The organism is Brevibacterium ihuae (genome assembly GCF_900184225.1).
Classification (GTDB): domain Bacteria; phylum Actinomycetota; class Actinomycetes; order Actinomycetales; family Brevibacteriaceae; genus Brevibacterium; species Brevibacterium ihuae.
Genome location: NZ_FXWZ01000003.1, coordinates 1,747,100 through 1,765,828, shown reverse-complemented (window position 1 = coordinate 1,765,828; position 18,729 = coordinate 1,747,100). Strand labels below are relative to the sequence as shown.

The window sequence follows — 18,729 nt, the reverse complement described above, 5'->3', positions numbered from 1 at the left end:
TCGGCGCCTCGGGTCCCGGCCGGCCGCTCCCCGGGTGCAGCTCCCCGGGCGCGGCTCCGCGCCTCGGGTGCCGTCCCTCGGGTGCGGCGCCCCGGTTCCCGGCCGGCCGTCCCGGGACCCGCATCGCTCCCTACGCCCGGTCGACGAGGAGGTCGATGTCGACCCCGGCGGGCAGTGCGCCGTACTCGCGCCCGCGATCGGCCCCGAGGCGGGCGGCGACGAAGCTCGTCGCCACCGCCTCGGGCGCGGATCCGAGGAGGATCGCGGCCTGGAGGAGCAGCGCCATCTGCTCGACGAGCACCCGGCCGCCGCCCTGCACCCCGGCGAGGGCCGCGGCGTCGCCGCCGGACACCGCGGTGAGCGCCGACTGCAGCGCGCCGGCGAGCGCCTCGTAGGCGCGGTCGTACTCCGGCAGGCGGCCGAGGCCGGTCTCGAGGAAGCCGAGGAACGCCTTCGCCGAGTGCGGCTCCCGGGCGAGCGCGCGGAGCACGTCGAGGACGATGACGTTGCCGGACCCCTCCCAGACCGCCATCACCGGCTGCTCCCGGTAGCGCCGGGCGAGCGGGAACGCCTCGGTGTAGCCGTTGCCACCCAGGCACTCGAGCGCCTCGTAGGCGTGCTCCGGGCCGCGCTTGCACACCCAGTACTTCGCGACCGCGGTGGCGAGCCGTCGGAAGTCCGCGCGCTCGGATCCCGCCGACCGCCCCGGATCCGCCCCCGCCGCGGCGTCGTCCGCGTCGTGCGCCCCGGCGATATGGAGCGCCGTCCAGGTCGCAGCCTCGGCCTCGAGCTGGAGGTCGGCGAGGACCGCGCGCATGAGCGGCTGATCGATGAGGGTCGCGCCGAACGCCGCGCGGTGCCGGGCGTGCCAGGCCGCCTCCGCGACGCCCTGCCGCATGCCGGCCGCGGAGCCGAGGATGCAGTCGAGCCGGGTGCGCGACACCATCTCGATGATCGTGCGCACCCCGCGCCCGGGCTCGCCGAGCAGGCGGCCCCGGGTGCCGTCGAACTCGACCTCGGAGGACGCGTTGGACCGGTTGCCGAGCTTGTCCTTGAGGCGCTGGATGCGGAAGGGGTTGAGCTCGCCGCCGGGCAGCACGCGGGGCACGACGAAGCAGCTGAGCCCCTCGGGCAGCTGGGCGAGGACGAGGAACGCGTCGGACTGGGGCGCGGAGCAGAACCACTTGTGCCCGGTGATGAGGTGGTCGTCCCCGTCCGGGACCGCGGTGGTGGTGTTCGCGCGGACATCGGACCCGCCCTGCTTCTCCGTCATCGCCATCCCGAAAGTCACCGCGGACTTCTCCGCCGGGTCGATGCGGCGCGGGTCGTAGGCGGCGGCCGTCGCCCGGGGCACCCAGAACTCCGCGAGCGCGGGGTCGGCGCGCAGCGAGGGAACGACGGCGTGCGTCATGGACACCGGGCACGCGTGGCCCGGCTCCACCTGGGAGAACAGCATGAAGCGGGCGGCGCGCTCCGCCTCGGCCCCGGCTCCGCCCTGCGTCCAGGCGAGCGCGTGGGTGCCCGCCTGCAGGGACTCGTCGATGATCCGGTGGTAGGCGGGGTGGAACTCGATGTCATCGACCCGGTGGCCCCAGCGGTCGTGGGTGTGGAGCCGGGGCGTGTGCTCGTTCGCCAGGCGTGCGTCGTCCTGGAACCCGGCGCTGCCGACGACGCGTCCGATCCGGCCGAGTTCCTCCGTGTCCGCCTGCAGCGCGTACCGGGCCACCGCCTCCTGCAGCGCGGTGTCGAGGGCGAACTCGTCGACGTCCGTGCGGGGCGCGGACTGGTTGAGGACGGTGTGTGTGACGGTCATGGCGCTCCTAGGGCTCGGCGGGAGTGGCGGGTGATCGCGCGGACGAGGTGGTCGACGGCCGGCGGCTCGGGGCTCGGCAGCGCGTCGTCGAGGACGTCGATGAGGTTCTCGGAGATCGTGCCGACGAGCGCCCGCGCGGCGATCACCGCGTCCGGCCCGGCGATCGGCGTTCGGCCCGCGCCGGCACTCGTCCGGGACAGCCCGGCGGCGATGAGCTCGGCATAGGACCGGCGCAGCCGCAGGCGCTCGCGCTGCACCGCCTCCGGAACGGGCTCGATGAGCAGGGCATGGGCGAGGCGGCGGCCGGCCACGGCGCGCTCGATGAACACGCGGACCACCGCGCCGGCGCACTCCTCCGGGGTGCGGGCGTCCGCGATCCCCCGGGCGACGGCCTCGAGCTCGTGCTCGGCGGCCTCGGCGAACACCGCGGCGAGGAGCGAATCGCGGTTGCGGAAGTAGGAGTAGACGAGCCCGGTGCTGCACCCGGCCCGGCGGGCGACCTCGGCGACGCTCGCCGCACCGAATCCGCCCTCGGCCACGAGATGGCGTGCGGCTCGCCGGATCCGGGCACGACGTGCGGCGGCGTTGGCCCGCGTCCGCGTCGTCTCCCGGTACACCCGGCCCCCTTCCGGCAAGAACTGAATCGTGGTTCAATATTTGCAGTGTGGCACCGATCACAAGGAGAAGCAATGAAGCTCAGCACACTGCTCGACGCCTCCGTCCGCTGCGATCCGGACAAGGAGGCCCTCGTCTACGGCTCGGAGCGGGTGGCCTATCGGGACCTGCGCGACCGCGCCCTGCGGGCGGCGAGCGTGCTCCGCGCCAACGGGATCGAGGCCGGGGACACCATCGGGATCATGACCTTCAACGTGCCGGGGTTCGTCTACGCCGCCTTCGGCGCCTGGTACCTCGGCGCCACCGTGGTGCCGGTGAATCACAAGATGCAGCCGCCCGAGGTCGCGTACACGATCGGGCACTCGAAGGCGAAGCTCGGCATCGTCAGCGCGGAGCTCGCCGAGATCGCCCGCACCGGGGCGCCGGACATCCCCTGGCTCGCGACTGAGTCCGAGGAGCCGGAGAGCTTCGACGCGCAGCTCGCCGCCGCGACCCCTGCGGACCCGGCGGAGCTCGCGGACTTCGACGACGAGGCGGTCGCCCAGGTCCTCTACACCTCGGGCACGACGAGCGCCCCCAAGGGCTGCATCCATCCGCACCGGAACATCGCCCAGGTCGCCATGCTCATCGCGCTCAACATGGGTTACCGGGCCGATGACCGCTTCCTCATCTGCATGCCGATCTGGCACTCGGCACCGCTCAACATCAGCCTCATGCCGATGATGCTCGTCGGCGGCACGGTCGTCCTCCAGCGCGAGTACCACCCGGTGGAGTCGATGAAGATCCTCGCCGCGGAGCGGATCACCACCTTCTTCGGACCGACGATCGCCTATGTCGCCCCGATCCTCACCGCGAAGAAGCTCGGCATCGACTTCTCCTCCTACGACTTCTCCACCGTCCGCCGCTGGACCTACGGCGGCGCACCGATCGATCGGGAGACGGCGAAGATGCTCATCGACACCTACGGCACCGATCAGTTCTACAACCTCTTCGGGATGAGCGAGATGGGTCCCACCGGGTGCCTGCTCCCGCCCGAGGACCAGGTGCGCAAGGCCGGGTCGGTGGGCCGGGCGGCGATGGTCGGCAACGAGATGCGGGTGGTCAAGGCCGACGGCACCGAGGCGGGCCCGGGAGAGACCGGGGAGATCTGGTTCTCCGGGGACTGCCGGATGCGCGGCTACCTCGACAACCCCGCGGCGACGGAGGCGGCGTTCGAGGGCGACTGGTACCGCTCGGGCGATGTCGCCCGGATCGACGAGGACGGCTACCTCTACATCGTCGACCGGATGAAGGACGTCATCATCGTCGGCGGCGAGAACGTCTATTCGCTCGAGGTCGAGGAGGCGATCATCGCGCACCCGGACGTCGTCGACGTCGCGGTCGTCGGCCGACCGGATCCGGAGTGGGGCGAGCAGGTGGTGGCGGTCGTGACGACCGCGGACGGCGCGGAGCTCGACGTCGAGACGCTGCGCGACCACCTGTCCGACAAGCTCGCCCGGTACAAGCTCCCGCGCGAGGTCATCGTCACCGAGGCGCTGCCGCGCAATCCGTCCGGCAAGCTCCTCAAGCACCGCCTCCGTGACGAGGTCGCCCACCCCTCCGACGCCTGAGCAGTCAGACGCCTGAGCCGTCAGGCGCCTGAGCCGGACTCCGCCGCGCTCGACGCGCATGCAGCAGGCGGCCGTCGGCCCGTGGAATCGACTGCGATTCCACGGGCCGACGGCCGCCTGGGCGATCCTCGGGGCGTCCGGTGCGTTCCTCACCTGCCCCGGACGTGCGCCTCAGTACTCGATGACGACGCGGCCCTCGATCTTGCCGTGCTCCATCTCGTCGAAGACGGCGTTGATGTCCTCGAGCGGGCGCTTGCTGTACGTCGGCTTGATCTTGCCGGCGGCGTAGAAGGCGAGCGCCTCGTCCATGTCCTGGCGGGTGCCGACGATCGAGCCGCGGATCGTCAGTCCCTTGAGGACGATGTCGAAGATCGGCGCCGGGAACTCGCCCGGGGGCAGCCCGTTGAACACGATCGTGCCGCCGCGCCGCGTCATGTCGATCGCCTGGCGGAACGCCGCCGGGTGGACGGCGGTGACGAGCACGCCGTGCGCTCCCCCGGTCTTCTCCTGGATCTCCTCCGCGGGGTCGACCGCGAAGGCGTTGACGGTGAGCTCCGCGCCGTGCTTCTCCGCGAGGGCGAGCTTGTCGTCGGCGACGTCGACCGCGACGACCCGCATGCCCATCGCGACCGCGTACTGCACCGCGATGTGGCCCAGGCCGCCGATGCCGGAGATCACGACCCACTGGCCGGGGCGCACCTCGGTCCGCTTGAGCCCCTTGTAGACGGTGACTCCCGCGCACAGCACCGGGGCCACCTCGTACGGGTCGGCGCCCTCGGGGATCTTCGCGGCGAAGTCGGCGTCGACGAGCATGTACTCCCCGAACGAGCCGTCGACGGAGTAGCCGCCGTTGGTCTGCTGCTCGCACAGGGTCTCCCAGCCGGTGCGGCAGTACTCGCACTGCCCGCAGCCCGAGGCGAGCCAGGCGTTGCCGACCATGTCGCCGACCGCCACGGACGTCACGCCCTCGCCGACCTCCTCGACGACTCCCACGCCCTCGTGGCCGGGGATGAAGGGCGGTTCGGGCTTGACCGGCCAGTCGCCGTGGAGGGCGTGGAGGTCGGTGTGGCAGACGCCGCTGGCGATGAGCTTGACGAGGGCCTGGCCGCGGCCGGGCGTGGGCTTCTCGACGTTCTCATCGACGGTGATGGAATCGCCGAACTGTTCGACCACTGCTGCTTTCATGATGATCATCCTTCTCGTGTCGGTTCTGTCGGGGATGGGTCGGGACGCTGCCGGGGATTCATCGGAGACGGGTCCCCGGGTGATGCGTCGGTGGGTCGGGTGGTGCGTCCCGGGCGTCGGTGACCGGGACGGGGGAACGGTGGGCCGGCCGAGGGATGCCCTCGGGTCGACGAGGGACAGAGGCCCGGTCGCACCTCGGCCGAGGGGGGGCCGGGGGCGCCCGGTGGGGCGTCGGATCCGCTGCCGGGCCGGCGGACCCGGCCGGGACGTTCGACGTCCCGGCCGGGCGCGGCTCAGAAGAACCCGAGCGCGTTCTCGGAGTAGCTCACCAGCAGGTTCTTCGTCTGCTGGTAGTGATCGAGCATCATCAGGTGGTTCTCACGTCCGATGCCCGAGCTCTTGTACCCGCCGAATGCCGCGTGCGCGGGGTAGTTGTGGTAGTTGTTCACCCACACGCGACCGGCCTGGATCTCGCGGCCCGCCCGGTAGGCGGTGTTCGCCTCACGGCTCCACACGCCGGCGCCGAGGCCGTAGAGGGTGTCGTTGGCGACGGCCATCGCCTCGGCGTAGTCCTCGAACGAGGTGAGCGCGAGGACCGGGCCGAAGATCTCCTCCTGGAAGATCCGCATCGAGTTGTCGCCCTGGAACACCGTCGGGGAGACGTAGAACCCGTCGGCGAGGTCGCCGTCGAGGTGGGCCTGCTCGCCGCCGATGAGGACCTTCGCACCCTCCTGCTTGCCGATGTCGAGGTAGGACTTGATCTTCTCGAGCTGGTCGTTCGAGGCCTGCGCTCCCACCTGGGTGTCGGTGTCGAGCGGGTTGCCCTGCTTGACCGACTTCACGCGCTCGATGCCGGCGGCGACGAAGTCGTCGAAGATCGACTTCTGGACGAGGGCGCGCGACGGGCACGTGCAGACCTCGCCCTGGTTGAGGCCGAACATCGCGAAGCCCTCGAGGGCCTTGTCGTAGAACGCGTCCTTCTCCCGCGCCACGTCGGCGAAGAAGATGTTCGGGCTCTTGCCGCCGAGCTCGAGGGTCACCGGGATGAGGTTCTGCGAGGCGTACTGCATGATGAGGCGGCCGGTCGTCGTCTCGCCGGTGAAGGCGATCTTGCGGATCCGCTTGTTCGAGGCGAGCGGCTTGCCGCACTCGACGCCGAAGCCGTTGACGATGTTGAGCACGCCCGGGGGCAGCAGATCGCCGATGAGCTCGACGAGCACGAGGATCGATGCCGGGGTCTGCTCGGCGGGCTTGAGCACCACCGCATTGCCGGCTGCGAGCGCCGGGGCGAGCTTCCACACCGCCATGAGGATCGGGAAGTTCCACGGGATGATCTGGCCGACGACGCCGAGCGGCTCGTGGAAGTGGTAGGCCACGGTGTCGTCGTCGATCTGGGACAGCGTGCCCTCCTGGGCGCGGATCGCCCCGGCGAAGTACCGGAAGTGATCGACGGCGAGCGGCAGGTCCGCATTGAGCGGCTCCCGGATCGCCTTGCCGTTGTCCCAGGTCTCGGCGACCGCGAGCATCTGGAGGTTCTCCTCGATCCGGTCGGCGATCCGGTTGAGGATGACGCCGCGCTCGGCCGGGGACGTCTCCCCCCAGGCGGGCGCCGCCTTGTGCGCGGCATCGAGGGCGACCTCGATGTCCTCCGCGGTGGACTGCGCCACTTCGCAGAACGGCTTGCCGTTGACGGGGCTGATGTTCTCGAAATAGTTCCCCTTGACCGGGGCGACCCATTCCCCGCCGATCCAGTTGTCGTAGCGGGACTTGAACGTGACCTTCGAGCCCTCGGTTCCGGGCTGTGCGTAAACGACCATGCCAACTCCTTCGTCGTCATCGTGTCCGTCCCCGGCACCGTTGCCGGGAGATGCGTCCACGCTAATGCGCCGGAGGTTGCCTCAAGGTTGCAACGAGGCGAGGACGGGTCACGGTCCGGCCGGCGAGGCTGCTCGGGACCCGGCGGAGCGCGGTCCGCTCATCCTCCGCCGAGGAGCTCCTCGAGATGCGCGACGACGAGGCTGCGCTTGGGCGACCGGGCGGGCAGGATCCGCAGCCCCAGGCGCCACGCCTCCTCGTCGTGCCGGGCCTCGGGGCGCTGGAGGTAGTCGAAGAGCTCGTCGGCGGTGGCGCTCTCGAGCACCGCGGTCCGCACCACGGCCGCGAGCCGGACGCGCTCCTCGCCGACGGCCGCGGACTCCGAGGCCGGCAGCAGCTCACCCCGGTAGTCGGCGAGGGCGGCGCCGATGTCCCCGCGCGCGAGCGCGGCGGTGACGCGTGTGAAGTCGGCTGTGACCCCGGGCGGCAGGCGATAGGGACGGGAAGGCAGCTCGGTGTCGGGGCACCACCGGTCGAACACCTTGCGCAGGCGGGTGATCTCCGCGCGGAGCGTGACCCCGGTGAGCGGGTCGCCGTCGGCCGAGAGCAGGTGCGCGAGGTCCGCGCTCGTCACGCCCTCCGGGTGCAGTGCGAGCAGGGCGAGGATCTCGGCGTGCCGCAGGCGCAGGCGCACCGAGCCGCCGGGGACCTCGAGCAGGGGCACCGTGCCGCCGACGAGCCGGACGACCGCCCGCGGCAGCGGTTCGGAGCGGTGTGCATCCGGGGAGTCGTGTGCGGCTGCGGGGCCGTGTGCGGCGGCGGGGCCGGTGGCGGCCGGGACGCCCTGTGTGTCCGCAGGGTCGGCAGTGGTCGGGAAGCCGAGGGTGGTCATGGCGCCGGAGGTGAGCGCGGTCCCGCCGGTGAGCCCGATTCCGGCGGTGGTCGTGGCGTCAGCGGCAATCGCCGATCCGGCGACGATCGTGGATCCGGCCGCTGCACGGACGCCACCGCCGCCGATGCCGCGGGGCACGGACAGCGAGCCGGGCGCGGTGGCAGGGATCGCCTCGGGCCCGGCACCGGGTTTGGGGTGGCCGCCGGGTCCGGGGTGACCGCCGGTCGCGGCACCGAGCTCGGGGACGAATCCGCTCTCCTGAGTCGTGTCCGCCTCCCGGTGGAGCAGCATCCGCATCTCCGCCTGTGCCGCGGCGACCGCCGCCTCGACGAGCGGCTGGCTGTGGCGGGCGACCGCCTTCTCGTCCCCGGTGAGATCGACGACGCCGAGGATCCGCCGGGTGCGGGGATCGCGGATCGGCACCGCGGTGCAGCTCCACGGGTGGACGGAGCGCGCGAAGTGCTCGGGCCCGGTGATCTGGACCGATGACCCGGTGGCGAGCGCGGTCCCCGGGGCCGAGGTCCCGATCGACTCCTCCGACCAGTCCATCCCCGGCTCGAACCCCATGCCCGCGGCCCGGCGAAGTGCGTCGTCGTCCCCGAGGATCCAGAGCATCCGGCCGTGGGCATCGGCGATCGCGACGAGCAGACCGGTGCCCGCGGCGGGCGCGGCGTGCAGCTGCTCGAACACCGGGAGGACGTGCCGGAGCGGGTGGGCACTGCGCGCCTCGGCGAGGGCGGAGGCGTCGAAGGCGTGGACCGGCCGACTCCGCTCGGGGTCGCGCCGGTGGTCGAGGGACCGCTGCCACGAGGAGCGCACGATCTCGCGCAGGCCGCTCACCGCGGTCAGTCGACCGGTGTCGAGCTGCTCATGGGCACTGAGCACATTCGACGGGTTCGCCATCGTCGGGCACCTCGCAGGGGATCCGCGGCGCGCATCGACGCGCCGGTCCGGCGGACGACGGTGTCCGCGGGTGCCACCAGTGTAGGCGCGAACCCGGCGCCCGACCAGGTTCGGCGGCGATCCCGCTGGTCGCCGGACTGCACAGCACGGCAGGCCACCCTGTACTCTGTGAGAACTCGGACCGCTTGCTGAAAGGCTCCTGAGATGTCTCCTTCGACCGTCGGCCTCGCCCTCCTTCTCCTCGGCATCTTCGCGATCGTCGGCACGCTGATCCGTGTCAGGAGCCGCAGGACCCAGAAGCTCTTCCTCCCGGTGTCGATCATCGCCGGGTTCATCGCGCTCATCCTCGGGCCCGAGGTGCTCGGCCGGCTCGCCGGTCTCGTCGGCCTCGACGCGCTCACCGAGGGCGGTCTGTTCGGCGCCGACGTGATGAGCGTGTGGTCCGAGCTCCCCGGCCTCCTCATCTCGGTCGTCTTCGCCACGATGTTCCTCGGCGAGGCCATCCCCTCCCCCAAGCGCGCGGTCACCCTGCTCGGCCCGCAGCTGTCCCTCGGCGTGACCTTCGGCGCCGGTCAGTACGTCGTCGGCATCCTCGTCGCAGTGCTCCTCCTCGTCCCTCTCTTCGACATCAGCCCGATGTTCGGCGCGCTGATCGAGATCGGCTTCGAGGGCGGGCACGGCACCGCGGCCGGCATGGCCCCGGTGATGGCGGAGCTCGGCTTCGAGGAGGGCGGCGACCTCGCGCTCGCGATGGCCACCGTCGGCATCGTCAGCGGCATCCTCATCGGCGTCATCGCGGTCAACTGGGCGGCCCGCACCGGGCACTCGCAGTTCCTCGACTCGAAGGCCGAGCTGCCCGAGGACGAGCAGCGCGGCGTCTACGCCGGCGACGACCAGCCCTCGGGCGGCAAGCTCACCGTGCGGGCCTCCTCGCTCGAATCCCTCACCCTCCACATCGGCATCGTCGGGCTCGCCATCGTCATCGGCCAGCTCCTCCTCATGGGCATGCAGGCGATCGAGCGCGCACTGTGGGCCGACTTCGTCGAGATCTTCGCCTACGTCCCGCTGTTCCCCCTCGCCATGCTCGGTGGAGTGATCATCCAGCTCGTCATCGACCGGACCGGACGCGGCGACCTGCTCGACCGCGGGACCATGGAGCGGATCCAGGGCGCCTCGCTCGACCTCCTCATCATCGCGGCGCTCGCCACGCTGTCCCTCGATGCGATCGCGAACAACTTCGGTCCCTTCGCGATCCTCGCCGTCGTCGGCATCGCGTGGAACGTGTTCGTCCTCTTCGTGCTCGCCCCGCGCTACATCTCCCGCTTCTGGTTCGAGCGCGGCATCGGCGACTTCGGCCAGTCGATGGGCGTCACCGCGACCGGCCTTCTCCTCATGCGGATGGCCGACCCGAACCGGAAGAGCCCGGCCTACGAATCGTTCGGCTACAAGCAGCTCGTGTTCGAGCCGTTCTTCGGCGGCGGCATCATCACCGCGGCCGCGATCCCGCTCATCGTGCAGTTCGGACCGTTCCCGTTCCTCATCGGCATGAGCATCCTGCTCATCGCCGCGATCCTCTCCGGACTGCTGTACTTCGGCAGGAACCCCCGCTTCGGCGACTTCGAGACCAAAGCCGACTGACCGGAGCCCGGTTCGATCCTGTGCCCGGCACGGCCCTGCACCCCCGACTCGGCCTACCCGTCCACCCGGCACGGCCCTGCACCTCCGACTCGGCCTACCCGTCCACCCAGCACGGCCCTGCACCTCCGAGACTCGGCACGGCCCTGCACCCCCGAGACCCTGCACGGCCCTGCACCCCCGACACCCGGCACGATTTACCCGTCCACCCGAGACGCACCTCCGGCACCCGGCACCCCCTGATGCCTCCGCACCCATCGACTGGTCACTTGTGGTCGGATACTCGCGAGTACTCGGCCGAATGTGACCACTCGAGTTGCCCCACCGGGAACGTGCGTCCAGGGCCTCAAGGGGTATGTCCCGAGGCTTCTGTATGTGTCTCAGAGCCTTCCGGGTGCATGCCTCCAGCGCCTCCGGCACCTCTGATGCCCCCGTACCCGTCGAGTGGTCACTTGTGTTCGGATACTCGCGAGTACTCAACCGAACTTGAACACTCGACGCGTGGTGTCGCTCACCTGACAGGAAGAGGCAACCTTCGGATGGGTAAGTTCAGTCGTCCTCGGTGGTGCGAAGTCCGCGGCCGACGGACAGGAGCTCGATCTCGGGGCGCTCGGCCACCAGCCGCTCGACCGAGTCGAGGACCCGCACCACGTGCTCCCTGTCCGCTCCCACGGCCGAGGCGCCGATCGCCGCGCGGCGATGCAGGTCGAGGTGGTCGACCTCGCCGACGCTGACCTGGAACCTGCGTCGCACCTCGGCGATGATGGGCCGCACGACCGAGCGCTTGGCCTTGAGCGAGTGCACGTCCCCGAGGCGCAGGTCGACCTCGATCCATCCCATCCACATGGTTCCAGGGTGGCAGACGCGGCCTCCTGAATGCGCTGCGGGCCCGGAACCGCAGTTCCGGGCCCGCAGCGGTCTCACCTCATGGGGTGATCACCGAAGGGTGCGGGGCGACGATCAGTCGTCGTCCTCGTCCTCCTTCTTCTCGACCACGAGGGTCTCGGTGGTGAGCACGAGGGCCGCGATCGAGGCCGCATTGCGCAGCGCCGAACGGGTGACCTTGACCGGGTCGATGATGCCGGCGCCGATGAGGTCGCCGTACTCGCCGGTCGCGGCGTTGTAGCCCTGGCCGGACTCGAGCTCCGCGACCTTCGAGGCCACGACGTAGCCGTCCTGGCCCGCGTTCTCGGCGATCCAGCGGAGCGGCTCGACGACGGCCTTGCGGAGGATGGCGACACCGGTGGCGGCGTCATCGCTCAGGCCGAGGTCGTTGCCCTCGAGCGCCTTGACGGCGTGGACGAGAGCGGAGCCGCCGCCTGCGACGACGCCTTCCTCGATGGCCGCACGGGTGGCGGACACGGCGTCCTCCACACGGTGCTTGCGCTCCTTGAGCTCCACCTCGGTGGCGGCGCCGACCTTGATGACCGCAACACCGCCGGCGAGCTTCGCCAGGCGCTCCTGCAGCTTCTCCCGATCCCAGTCGGAATCGGTGTTGGCGACCTCGCCGCGGATCTGCGCGACCCGGCCGGCGACGTCCTCATCGGATCCGGCACCGTCGATGACAGTGGTGGCGTCCTTGGTGATCGTCACGGTGCGGGCACTGCCGAGCTGCTCCAGGGTCACCTGGTCGAGCTTCATGCCCATGTCCGCGGTGATGACCTGGCCGCCGGTGAGGACGGCGAGGTCCTCGAGGATCGCCTTGCGGCGGTCGCCGAAGCCCGGGGCCTTGACCGCGGCGACGTTGAGGATGCCGCGGATCTTGTTGACGACCAGGGTCGACAGCGCCTCACCCTCGATGTCCTCGGCGATGATGAACAGCGGCTTGCCGGCCTGCTGCACCTTCTCGAGCACCGGGAGCAGATCCTGGATGTTCGAGATCTTACCCTGGTTGATGAGGATGTAGGGATCGCTGAGGACGGCTTCCTGGCGGTCGGCGTCGGTCACGAAGTACGGAGACAGGTAGCCCTTGTCGAACTGCATGCCTTCGGTGAACTCGAGCTCGACCGAGGAGGCCTGGCTCTCGTCGATGGTGATGACGCCGTCCTTGCCGACCTTGTCGAAGGCCTCGGCGATGAGCTCGCCGATCTCGTTCGACTGGGCGGACAGGGCTGCGACGTGGGCGATCTCCTGGGAGTCGGCCACCTCGCGGGCGATCTTCTTCAGCTGCTCCTCGACGACCTCGACGGCCTTCTCGATGCCGGTCTTGAGCTGACCGGGAGCAGCGCCTGCGGCCACGTTGCGCAGACCCTCGTGGACGAGGGCCTGGGCGAGCACGGTCGCGGTGGTGGTTCCGTCGCCGGCGACGTCGTTCGTCTTGGTGGCGACCTCCTTGGCGAGCTGGGCGCCGAGGTTCTCGTAGGGGTCGTCGAGCTCGACCTCGCGGGCGATGGTCACACCATCGTTGGTGATGGTGGGCGCACCCCACTGCTTGTCGAGCACGACGTTGCGGCCGCGCGGGCCGAGCGTCACCTTGACGGTGTTGGCGAGGACGTCCACGCCGCGCTCGAGCGCCTTGCGCGCCTCATCGTCGAACTGCAGAGTCTTGGGCATACGTCACTTCCTTGAGATTGCGTGTGGAATCCGGTGAACGGAGTGGAATCCGGTCGGAAGCGGTTCAGCCGATGACGGCGAGCACGTCGCGCGCCGACAGGACGAGGTACTCCTCGCCCTGGTACTTGACCTCGGTCCCGCCGTACTTGGAGTAGATGACCTTGTCGCCGACGTTGACGTCGAGCGGCACGCGGTTGCCGTTGTCGGCGACGCGACCGGGGCCCACGGCGACGACCTCGCCCTCCTGGGGCTTCTCCTTGGCGGTGTCGGGGATGACCAGACCGGAAGCGGTGGTCTGCTCAGCCTCGACCTGACGGATGACGAGCCGATCGTCGAGCGGCTTGATGGAGACCGACATGTTCGGCACTCTCCTTCGTAAGTAGTCGTTTCGAAATCCCGGGGTCGGGGCCGTTCCGGACGGCCGCGCAGGTGCGCGGACGCCCCGTTCGGATCCTGCCGGTCGCTCGTCGTCGCGGGTGCCGAGCAGCCGGATTCCGGCCCGGGGTCCTGTTAGCACTCACTGGTGTGCTGTGCTAATTCGACTCTAGATCCGGGCTTGGCACTCGGTCAACTCGAGTGCCAGAAACCGCCTCGGCCCATAGCGAACACGGCCGAGGTCCGGTGCGGCTGGGCAGACGGTCAGGCGGGGAAGCAGGCTGGCAGCGGCGAGGCGCACTGCCGACGGGACGCGGACCCCTGCCGGCTGGGGTGACCGGCGGGTAAGCATGCCGCTGGCGGGATGCGGACCCCTGGCGGCTCGGGGGCCCGAGGTCGGGGCCCGGGGCGAGCGTAGCGGGCCGGGAGCTCCACGGTCGGGCGACAGGTGCGGACGCACCCTGGCCCGAGGCCACGCGGGCCCCGAGTTCCGTCATCAGGTGACAGCCGCGGATGCGCGCCTGGCCCGAGGTTGCGTGCGGCGGCAGCTCCACGACCCGGCCACAGCGGCGGACCTACACCTGACCCGAGGTTGCGCGGGCCGGCAGCTCCACGACCCGGCCACAGCGGCGGACGTGCTCCAGACCCGAGGGTGCTCGAGCCGGGTGGAGGTCGCAACGTGGGAGCACATCGAAAGTGCAACGCATACTGCGATTGCACGCACGGACTGCGCATTCTGCGCCCGCCACTGCAGTTTTCGTCGCATGTCCACGGCACCCCTGAAGGCTGCGTCGGCAATCGCAGTTTCCGTCGCATGCTCACGGCACCCCTGAAGGCTGCGCCCGCCACCGCAGTTTCCGTCGCATGTCCACGGCACCGCCGAAGGTTTCGCCCGCCATCGCAGTTTCCGCTGCAGGGCAAGCGACGTGCTGACTGCTGGCGCATAGCCGGGAGCGATCCAGCTCCGGGGTGCACGTGATCTGGAACAGTCCGTCCCCGAAGTGCGGGCATACCGGAAGCCCGCGCCGACGAGCAGATTCCTGACAAACCGTTTGTCGCCCCGAGGTGCGGGCACCTGACAAGCCGCCGAACCAAGGCCAACCGAAGCGGCCCGAACCAAAGCCCTCCGACCCGAGGCCAGTCGACCCGATCCGAACCGAAGCTCACCGACCCCAACCCGGTCAGTGCACACGCCCGGGTTGCGGACGCCCGCCCTGCATTCTTGACGCCCGTCCTAAAATCGCCCTAGCGATCATTCACCGTGTCGTGAATCGCACGGTGAATCGCTCCGTGAACCGCACCAGTATCCCGGTCCGCGCGTCACCCGCCGGACCCACCGCTGAACACCGTCGTTTGGAGGCCCCATGTTCACCACGTCCGCCGAGATCTACGAGCACTCGTTCCGGATCCACGCCACCCGCACCGCCGTCCGCGAGGACGACCGCGAGTTCACCTATCGCGACATCTGGGCCTGGTCGGACGCGACGATCGATCTGCTCCGTGAGCTCGGCGTGCAGGAGGGCGACGTGGTCGCGATGTACGCCGGCAACCGCGCCGAGTGGATCGTCTACGATTCGGCCACCGCACGCCTCGGCGCGGTGAAGACCCCTGCGAACTACATGTCCGCGCTCGACACCGTGATCTACCAGCTCGAGTTCGCCGGCGCCTCGGTCGTCATCACCGACTATGAGCTCGGCAGCGCGCTCGCTGCACGCCTAGCAGAAGCACCCGGATCCGCCTCCCCGGACGCCGATGGCACCGCACCCGGTTCCGCCACCTCCTCCCCCGCCCGGCCCACGATCATCCAGCTCTCCGACCCGGAGGGTCGCATGATCCCCGGCGCCGTGCCGTTCCCCGAGGTCCCCGGCCCGGACCACGCGCTGCGCACGGGCGAGAACCCCGGCGACCCGGAGGCGCGCTCGCATCTCAACTTCACCGGCGGCACCACCGGTCGGCCCAAGGCGGTCGCCCACACGCGGCGCTCGGCGGCGTCCGCGTCGTACATCCAGATGATCGAGGCCGAGATCTCCGTCGGCGAGCAGATGCTCGTCATGTCGCCCCTCGCACACGCGGCCGGGGCCCTCGCGCTCGCTGGTATCGGCCGCGGGGCGACGGTGCGCATCCTCACCGCCTTCGATGCCGAGCGCGTCGTCGAGCTCCTCATCGACGAGGGCATCACCTGGACCTTCATGGTGCCGACGATGATCTATCGCGTCCTCGACATCATCGACGCGCTCGACGAGCTCCCCGAGCTGCGGCTCCGCACGATCGTCTACGGCGCCGCGCCGATGTCACCCACCCGGCTCGAGCACGGCATGCGGATCTTCGGCCAGGTCTTCATCCAGCTCTTCGGCCAGACCGAGGCGCCCCAGTTCTGCACCCGGCTGTCCAAGCTCGACCACGACCTCGAGCGCCCGCACCTGCTCGCCTCATGCGGCAATCCGTCGCTGTTCACCGACGTCAAGGTCACCGACGACCGGGGCGAGGAGCTGCCGATCGGCGAGTTCGGCGAGATCACGGTGAAGACGCCCTTCGCCCTCACCGAGTACGTCGGCAACCCCGGGGCTACCGCGGAGAAGTTCTGGGGCGAGTGGGTCCGCACCGGCGACATGGGCGTGATGGACGCCAAGGGCTACGTCTACCTCAAGGACCGCCGCAACGACATGATCATCTCCGGCGGGTTCAACGTCTACTCCCGCGAGGTCGAGGACGTGCTCGCCGGACATCCGCAGGTGTCGCAGGCCGCGGTGATCGGGGTCCCGCACCCCGACTGGGGCGAGGCGGTGCACGCCGTCGTCGTGCGCCGCGCGCCCGAGGCCCCGGGCGCCGACGCCGCGGACGGCACCGCTGCCGAGGTCGCCCCGGGAACCGCTCCCGCCGCCGATTACGCCGCGGGAACCGCTCCCGCCGCCGGCTCTCCCGCCGCCGAGGTGGCCCCTGCTGCCGCGGCAGGCGCAGGTGCCGGGGAATCCGCGACACCGGGCACCGGTGAGCTCACCGCGGAGGCCCTCATCGACCACTGCCGCGGGAAGGTCGCGAACTACGCCCGGCCGAAGACCGTGGAGTTCGTCGACGAGCTTCCGCAGACCCCGTTCGGCAAGATCGACAAGAAGGTGCTCCGCGCTCCGCACTGGGAGGGCCGCGACCGCGCGATCGGCTGAGTCCGGCAGGGCGCCGCTCAGCTCGCCTCCTCCTCGAGGTCCTCGAGGGAGAGGTCGCCGCGGCGCACCGCGGACAGGATCCTGCGGGTGCGGAGGAGACGCGGCAGGGTGATGATCGCGAGACCGCCGAGCATGTTGAGCGGGATGACGACGACGAACCAGCCGAGGAAGTCGAGCACCGTGATGTCCGCCCCGGCGAGCATCGCTCCGAAGATGATCATCGCGTTGAGCGCCCCGTGGAGCATGCCGAAGCCGATGACGAGGAATCCGGAGATCATGCAGAGCAGCGCGACGACGACATCGTTCGAGGTGCCCTGCTGCATGCGGGTCGACAGCGTGATCGTGGCGCCCGCGAGCAGCGCGAGCCCGATCGTCGTGCCGACGGAGCCGGTGTCGAGGTAGCCGTTCGCGGTGTCGATGATCGTCCCGTGGTAGTCCGGCAGCGCGAGCACGGTGAGCCAGGCGAACACGAGCCCGCCGGCGAGGTTGCACACGAGCGTCACCGACCACAGCCGGAGCAGCTGCACCCACGTCCCCTGCCCGGCGACGATCGCGTTGATGGGGAGGAGGAACTCCTCGGTGAAGAGCTCGGAGTGTGCCATCTTGAGGGCGAGGAGACCCACACCGAACGCCATGCCGGCGAGGATGTCGGAGTCGGTGGCCTGCTTGACGAGGATCATCGCGAGGATCCCGAGGCCGATGTCGATGCCGCCGAACAGTCCGGTGACGATGAGCTCGACCCAGGTGCGATTGAGCCGCTCGGTCCCCTCGGTCACCGTGAAGGCCGCTTCGCCGAGCAGCTCCTCCTCGATGTCGAGGTCGGTGTCGCCCATCCGCTCGCGCTGCTTCTTCTCATCCACCATGGGAGAAGACTACGGGTCCGCCACGTCGGTGGACGCGGCGGACCCGTGAGGTCCGGGAGCGGCGGTCAGGCCGCCGGCGGGATCAGGCGCAGGCCCACTGGCTCCAGCCGGCCTTCTCCTGGAGGATCTTGGCGCGCTTGAACTGCTCCTGCGGGCTCGCATCGATCGGGTTGCCCTTGCCGCCCACCGACTGCCAGGTGGCGAGCTTGAACTGGAACAGGCCGAAGTGGGCGCGGTTCTGCTGATTGACCGCCCGCGGGTTGAACTCCGATTCGCACTTGACGATTGTGTACCAACGGGTGCCGGGACCGCCGAGCATGTCGATGATCTCCTGCTTGCTCATCGTGCCGCCGGAGTCGCCGGAGTCGGAGCCGCCGGATCCCGAATCGGAGCCCGAGTCGCCCGACGAACCGGAATCGGAGCCGCCGCCGGTGGAGGAGTCGTCTTCGGGTGCGGCCGGGCGCGGTGCGCGGGTGCCCTTGACGACGACCTCGTCGACCGGCTCCGAGACGACCTTCTCCGACACCTTCTCCTTCTTGACCTCGGCGCCGTCGACCGTGCGGATGTCGTACACGACCTCCCGCACGCCGTCCTTGCCCTCGGTTTCGACCTTCGTCTCACCGCGATCCATCGACGCGGACTCCTTGACGGTGGTCTTCTTCTCGATCTTCTCCTCGACGGTCGTGGTCTCGTTCTTCACCCGCAGCACGTCGACAACCTGGCCATCGGACACCGGAGCGGTGAGCGGAGCGGACACGATGTCCTCGTCCGCCACCTCGATACCGGCCTCGGACAGCACCTCGGACACCGTCGCGGCGGCGGCGTTGACGACCTTCTGCTCACCATCGGCCTTCACGGTCACCCCCTTCGGGGTCACCACCTCGATCGCCGCACCGTCCTCGGTGAGCGTCTCGTCGAGCGGCACCGACACCTCGGCGCCCTCGGCCTCGACGCCGAGGTCCGCAAGGGCCTGGCCGACAGTGTTCGCCGTCGTCCACTCCTCGACCGGCACGCCGTCGACGGTGAGATCGAGATCCTTCGCGGTGTTCACCACGATCGTCATGTCCCGCTCGACGCGCGTCTCCGCGCCGGGCTGCACGGCATCGCGCTCATCGACCTCGAGACCCTGCGCCTCGAGCACATCGCCCACCGAGGAGCCGAACGTCCGAACCTGCTCGGACTGCCCGTCGACGGAGAGGTTCACCGACTTGTTGAGCGCCACGAACGCACCCGTACCGCCGACGAGCGCGGTGATGATCACCGCCTGGCCGGCGATCTGAACCTTGCGATTGCGCAGGATGTCCATGTA

13 protein-coding genes are annotated in these 18,729 nt (G+C 70.2%); 3 read left to right on the top strand and 10 right to left on the bottom strand.

The window, feature by feature from the left end:
* Nucleotides 1-130: 130 nt before the first annotated feature.
* Nucleotides 131-1,813 (bottom strand): acyl-CoA dehydrogenase family protein, encoded by a 1,683-nt coding sequence (locus tag C1A17_RS13190; protein ID WP_101653407.1) that lies wholly within the window; start codon nt 1,811-1,813, stop codon nt 131-133.
* Nucleotides 1,810-2,430 (bottom strand): TetR/AcrR family transcriptional regulator, encoded by a 621-nt coding sequence (locus tag C1A17_RS13185; RefSeq protein WP_137319005.1) that lies wholly within the window; start codon nt 2,428-2,430, stop codon nt 1,810-1,812. Before C1A17_RS13185 ends, C1A17_RS13190 begins: the two co-directional genes overlap by 4 nt.
* Nucleotides 2,431-2,502: 72 nt before the next feature.
* Between C1A17_RS13185 and C1A17_RS13180 the strand changes: the two genes are divergently transcribed.
* Entirely contained in the window at nt 2,503-4,038 is a 1,536-nt protein-coding gene (locus tag C1A17_RS13180; protein ID WP_101653405.1) for a class I adenylate-forming enzyme family protein, read from the top strand.
* A gap of 171 nt (nt 4,039-4,209) precedes the next feature.
* Here the strand turns inward: C1A17_RS13180 and adhP are convergent, their stop codons facing one another.
* From adhP to C1A17_RS13165, 3 genes are all read right to left on the bottom strand, one after another.
* Nucleotides 4,210-5,232 (bottom strand): alcohol dehydrogenase AdhP, encoded by a 1,023-nt coding sequence (gene adhP / locus C1A17_RS13175; RefSeq protein ID WP_101653404.1) that lies wholly within the window; start codon nt 5,230-5,232, stop codon nt 4,210-4,212.
* 284 nt (nt 5,233-5,516) lie between these two features.
* Complete coding sequence (exaC, locus tag C1A17_RS13170; protein ID WP_101653403.1) at nt 5,517-7,040, bottom strand: acetaldehyde dehydrogenase ExaC; 1,524 nt, start codon at nt 7,038-7,040, stop codon at nt 5,517-5,519.
* Nucleotides 7,041-7,198: 158 nt separating this feature from the next.
* A complete protein-coding gene (locus C1A17_RS13165; RefSeq protein ID WP_101653402.1) occupies nt 7,199-8,833 on the bottom strand; it encodes a helix-turn-helix domain-containing protein in 1,635 nt (544 codons plus the stop codon).
* A 204-nt stretch (nt 8,834-9,037) separates the two neighbouring features.
* Between C1A17_RS13165 and C1A17_RS13160 the strand changes: the two genes are divergently transcribed.
* Complete coding sequence (locus C1A17_RS13160) at nt 9,038-10,471, top strand: sodium/glutamate symporter (protein WP_101653401.1); 1,434 nt, start codon at nt 9,038-9,040, stop codon at nt 10,469-10,471.
* A gap of 546 nt (nt 10,472-11,017) precedes the next feature.
* On the opposite strand, the gene C1A17_RS13155 is transcribed toward C1A17_RS13160, so the two are convergent.
* The 3 genes from C1A17_RS13155 to groES form a co-directional block, all read right to left on the bottom strand.
* On the bottom strand, nt 11,018-11,314 hold the full coding sequence (locus tag C1A17_RS13155; RefSeq protein WP_101653400.1) for a DUF503 domain-containing protein: 297 nt from the start codon (nt 11,312-11,314) through the stop codon (nt 11,018-11,020).
* A 114-nt stretch (nt 11,315-11,428) separates the two neighbouring features.
* Nucleotides 11,429-13,021 carry a chaperonin GroEL gene (gene groL, locus C1A17_RS13150; protein ID WP_101653399.1) on the bottom strand — a complete coding sequence of 531 codons (1,593 nt, stop codon included), beginning with the start codon at nt 13,019-13,021 and terminating at the stop codon, nt 11,429-11,431.
* Nucleotides 13,022-13,085: 64 nt separating this feature from the next.
* Complete coding sequence (groES, locus tag C1A17_RS13145; protein ID WP_101653398.1) at nt 13,086-13,379, bottom strand: co-chaperone GroES; 294 nt, start codon at nt 13,377-13,379, stop codon at nt 13,086-13,088.
* Nucleotides 13,380-14,760: 1,381 nt separating this feature from the next.
* Between groES and C1A17_RS14300 the strand changes: the two genes are divergently transcribed.
* Nucleotides 14,761-16,557: an AMP-binding protein gene (locus C1A17_RS14300; protein WP_180953335.1), complete on the top strand. Its 1,797-nt coding sequence runs from the start codon at nt 14,761-14,763 to the stop codon at nt 16,555-16,557.
* A gap of 17 nt (nt 16,558-16,574) precedes the next feature.
* Here the strand turns inward: C1A17_RS14300 and C1A17_RS13135 are convergent, their stop codons facing one another.
* Together C1A17_RS13135 and C1A17_RS13130 are read right to left on the bottom strand one after the other, a co-directional pair.
* A complete protein-coding gene (locus C1A17_RS13135) occupies nt 16,575-17,417 on the bottom strand; it encodes a formate/nitrite transporter family protein (RefSeq protein WP_101653690.1) in 843 nt (280 codons plus the stop codon).
* A gap of 85 nt (nt 17,418-17,502) precedes the next feature.
* A complete protein-coding gene (locus C1A17_RS13130) occupies nt 17,503-18,726 on the bottom strand; it encodes a resuscitation-promoting factor (RefSeq protein ID WP_101653397.1) in 1,224 nt (407 codons plus the stop codon).
* Between the last annotated feature and the right edge of the window lie 3 nt (nt 18,727-18,729).

Bases quoted from the DNA above. Each gene is read 5' to 3' on its own strand.
- groES (WP_101653398.1), bottom strand. From the start codon at position 13,379: ATGTCGGTCTCCATCAAGCCGCTCGACGATCGGCTCGTCATCCGTCAG.
- adhP (WP_101653404.1), bottom strand. From the start codon at position 5,232: ATGATCATCATGAAAGCAGCAGTGGTCGAACAGTTCGGCGATTCCATC.
- groL (WP_101653399.1), bottom strand. From the start codon at position 13,021: ATGCCCAAGACTCTGCAGTTCGACGATGAGGCGCGCAAGGCGCTCGAG.
- C1A17_RS13160 (WP_101653401.1), top strand. From the start codon at position 9,038: ATGTCTCCTTCGACCGTCGGCCTCGCCCTCCTTCTCCTCGGCATCTTC.
- C1A17_RS13130 (WP_101653397.1), bottom strand. From the start codon at position 18,726: ATGGACATCCTGCGCAATCGCAAGGTTCAGATCGCCGGCCAGGCGGTG.
- C1A17_RS13155 (WP_101653400.1), bottom strand. From the start codon at position 11,314: ATGTGGATGGGATGGATCGAGGTCGACCTGCGCCTCGGGGACGTGCAC.
- C1A17_RS13165 (WP_101653402.1), bottom strand. From the start codon at position 8,833: ATGGCGAACCCGTCGAATGTGCTCAGTGCCCATGAGCAGCTCGACACC.
- C1A17_RS13180 (WP_101653405.1), top strand. From the start codon at position 2,503: ATGAAGCTCAGCACACTGCTCGACGCCTCCGTCCGCTGCGATCCGGAC.
- exaC (WP_101653403.1), bottom strand. From the start codon at position 7,040: ATGGTCGTTTACGCACAGCCCGGAACCGAGGGCTCGAAGGTCACGTTC.
- C1A17_RS13190 (WP_101653407.1), bottom strand. From the start codon at position 1,813: ATGACCGTCACACACACCGTCCTCAACCAGTCCGCGCCCCGCACGGAC.
- C1A17_RS14300 (WP_180953335.1), top strand. From the start codon at position 14,761: ATGTTCACCACGTCCGCCGAGATCTACGAGCACTCGTTCCGGATCCAC.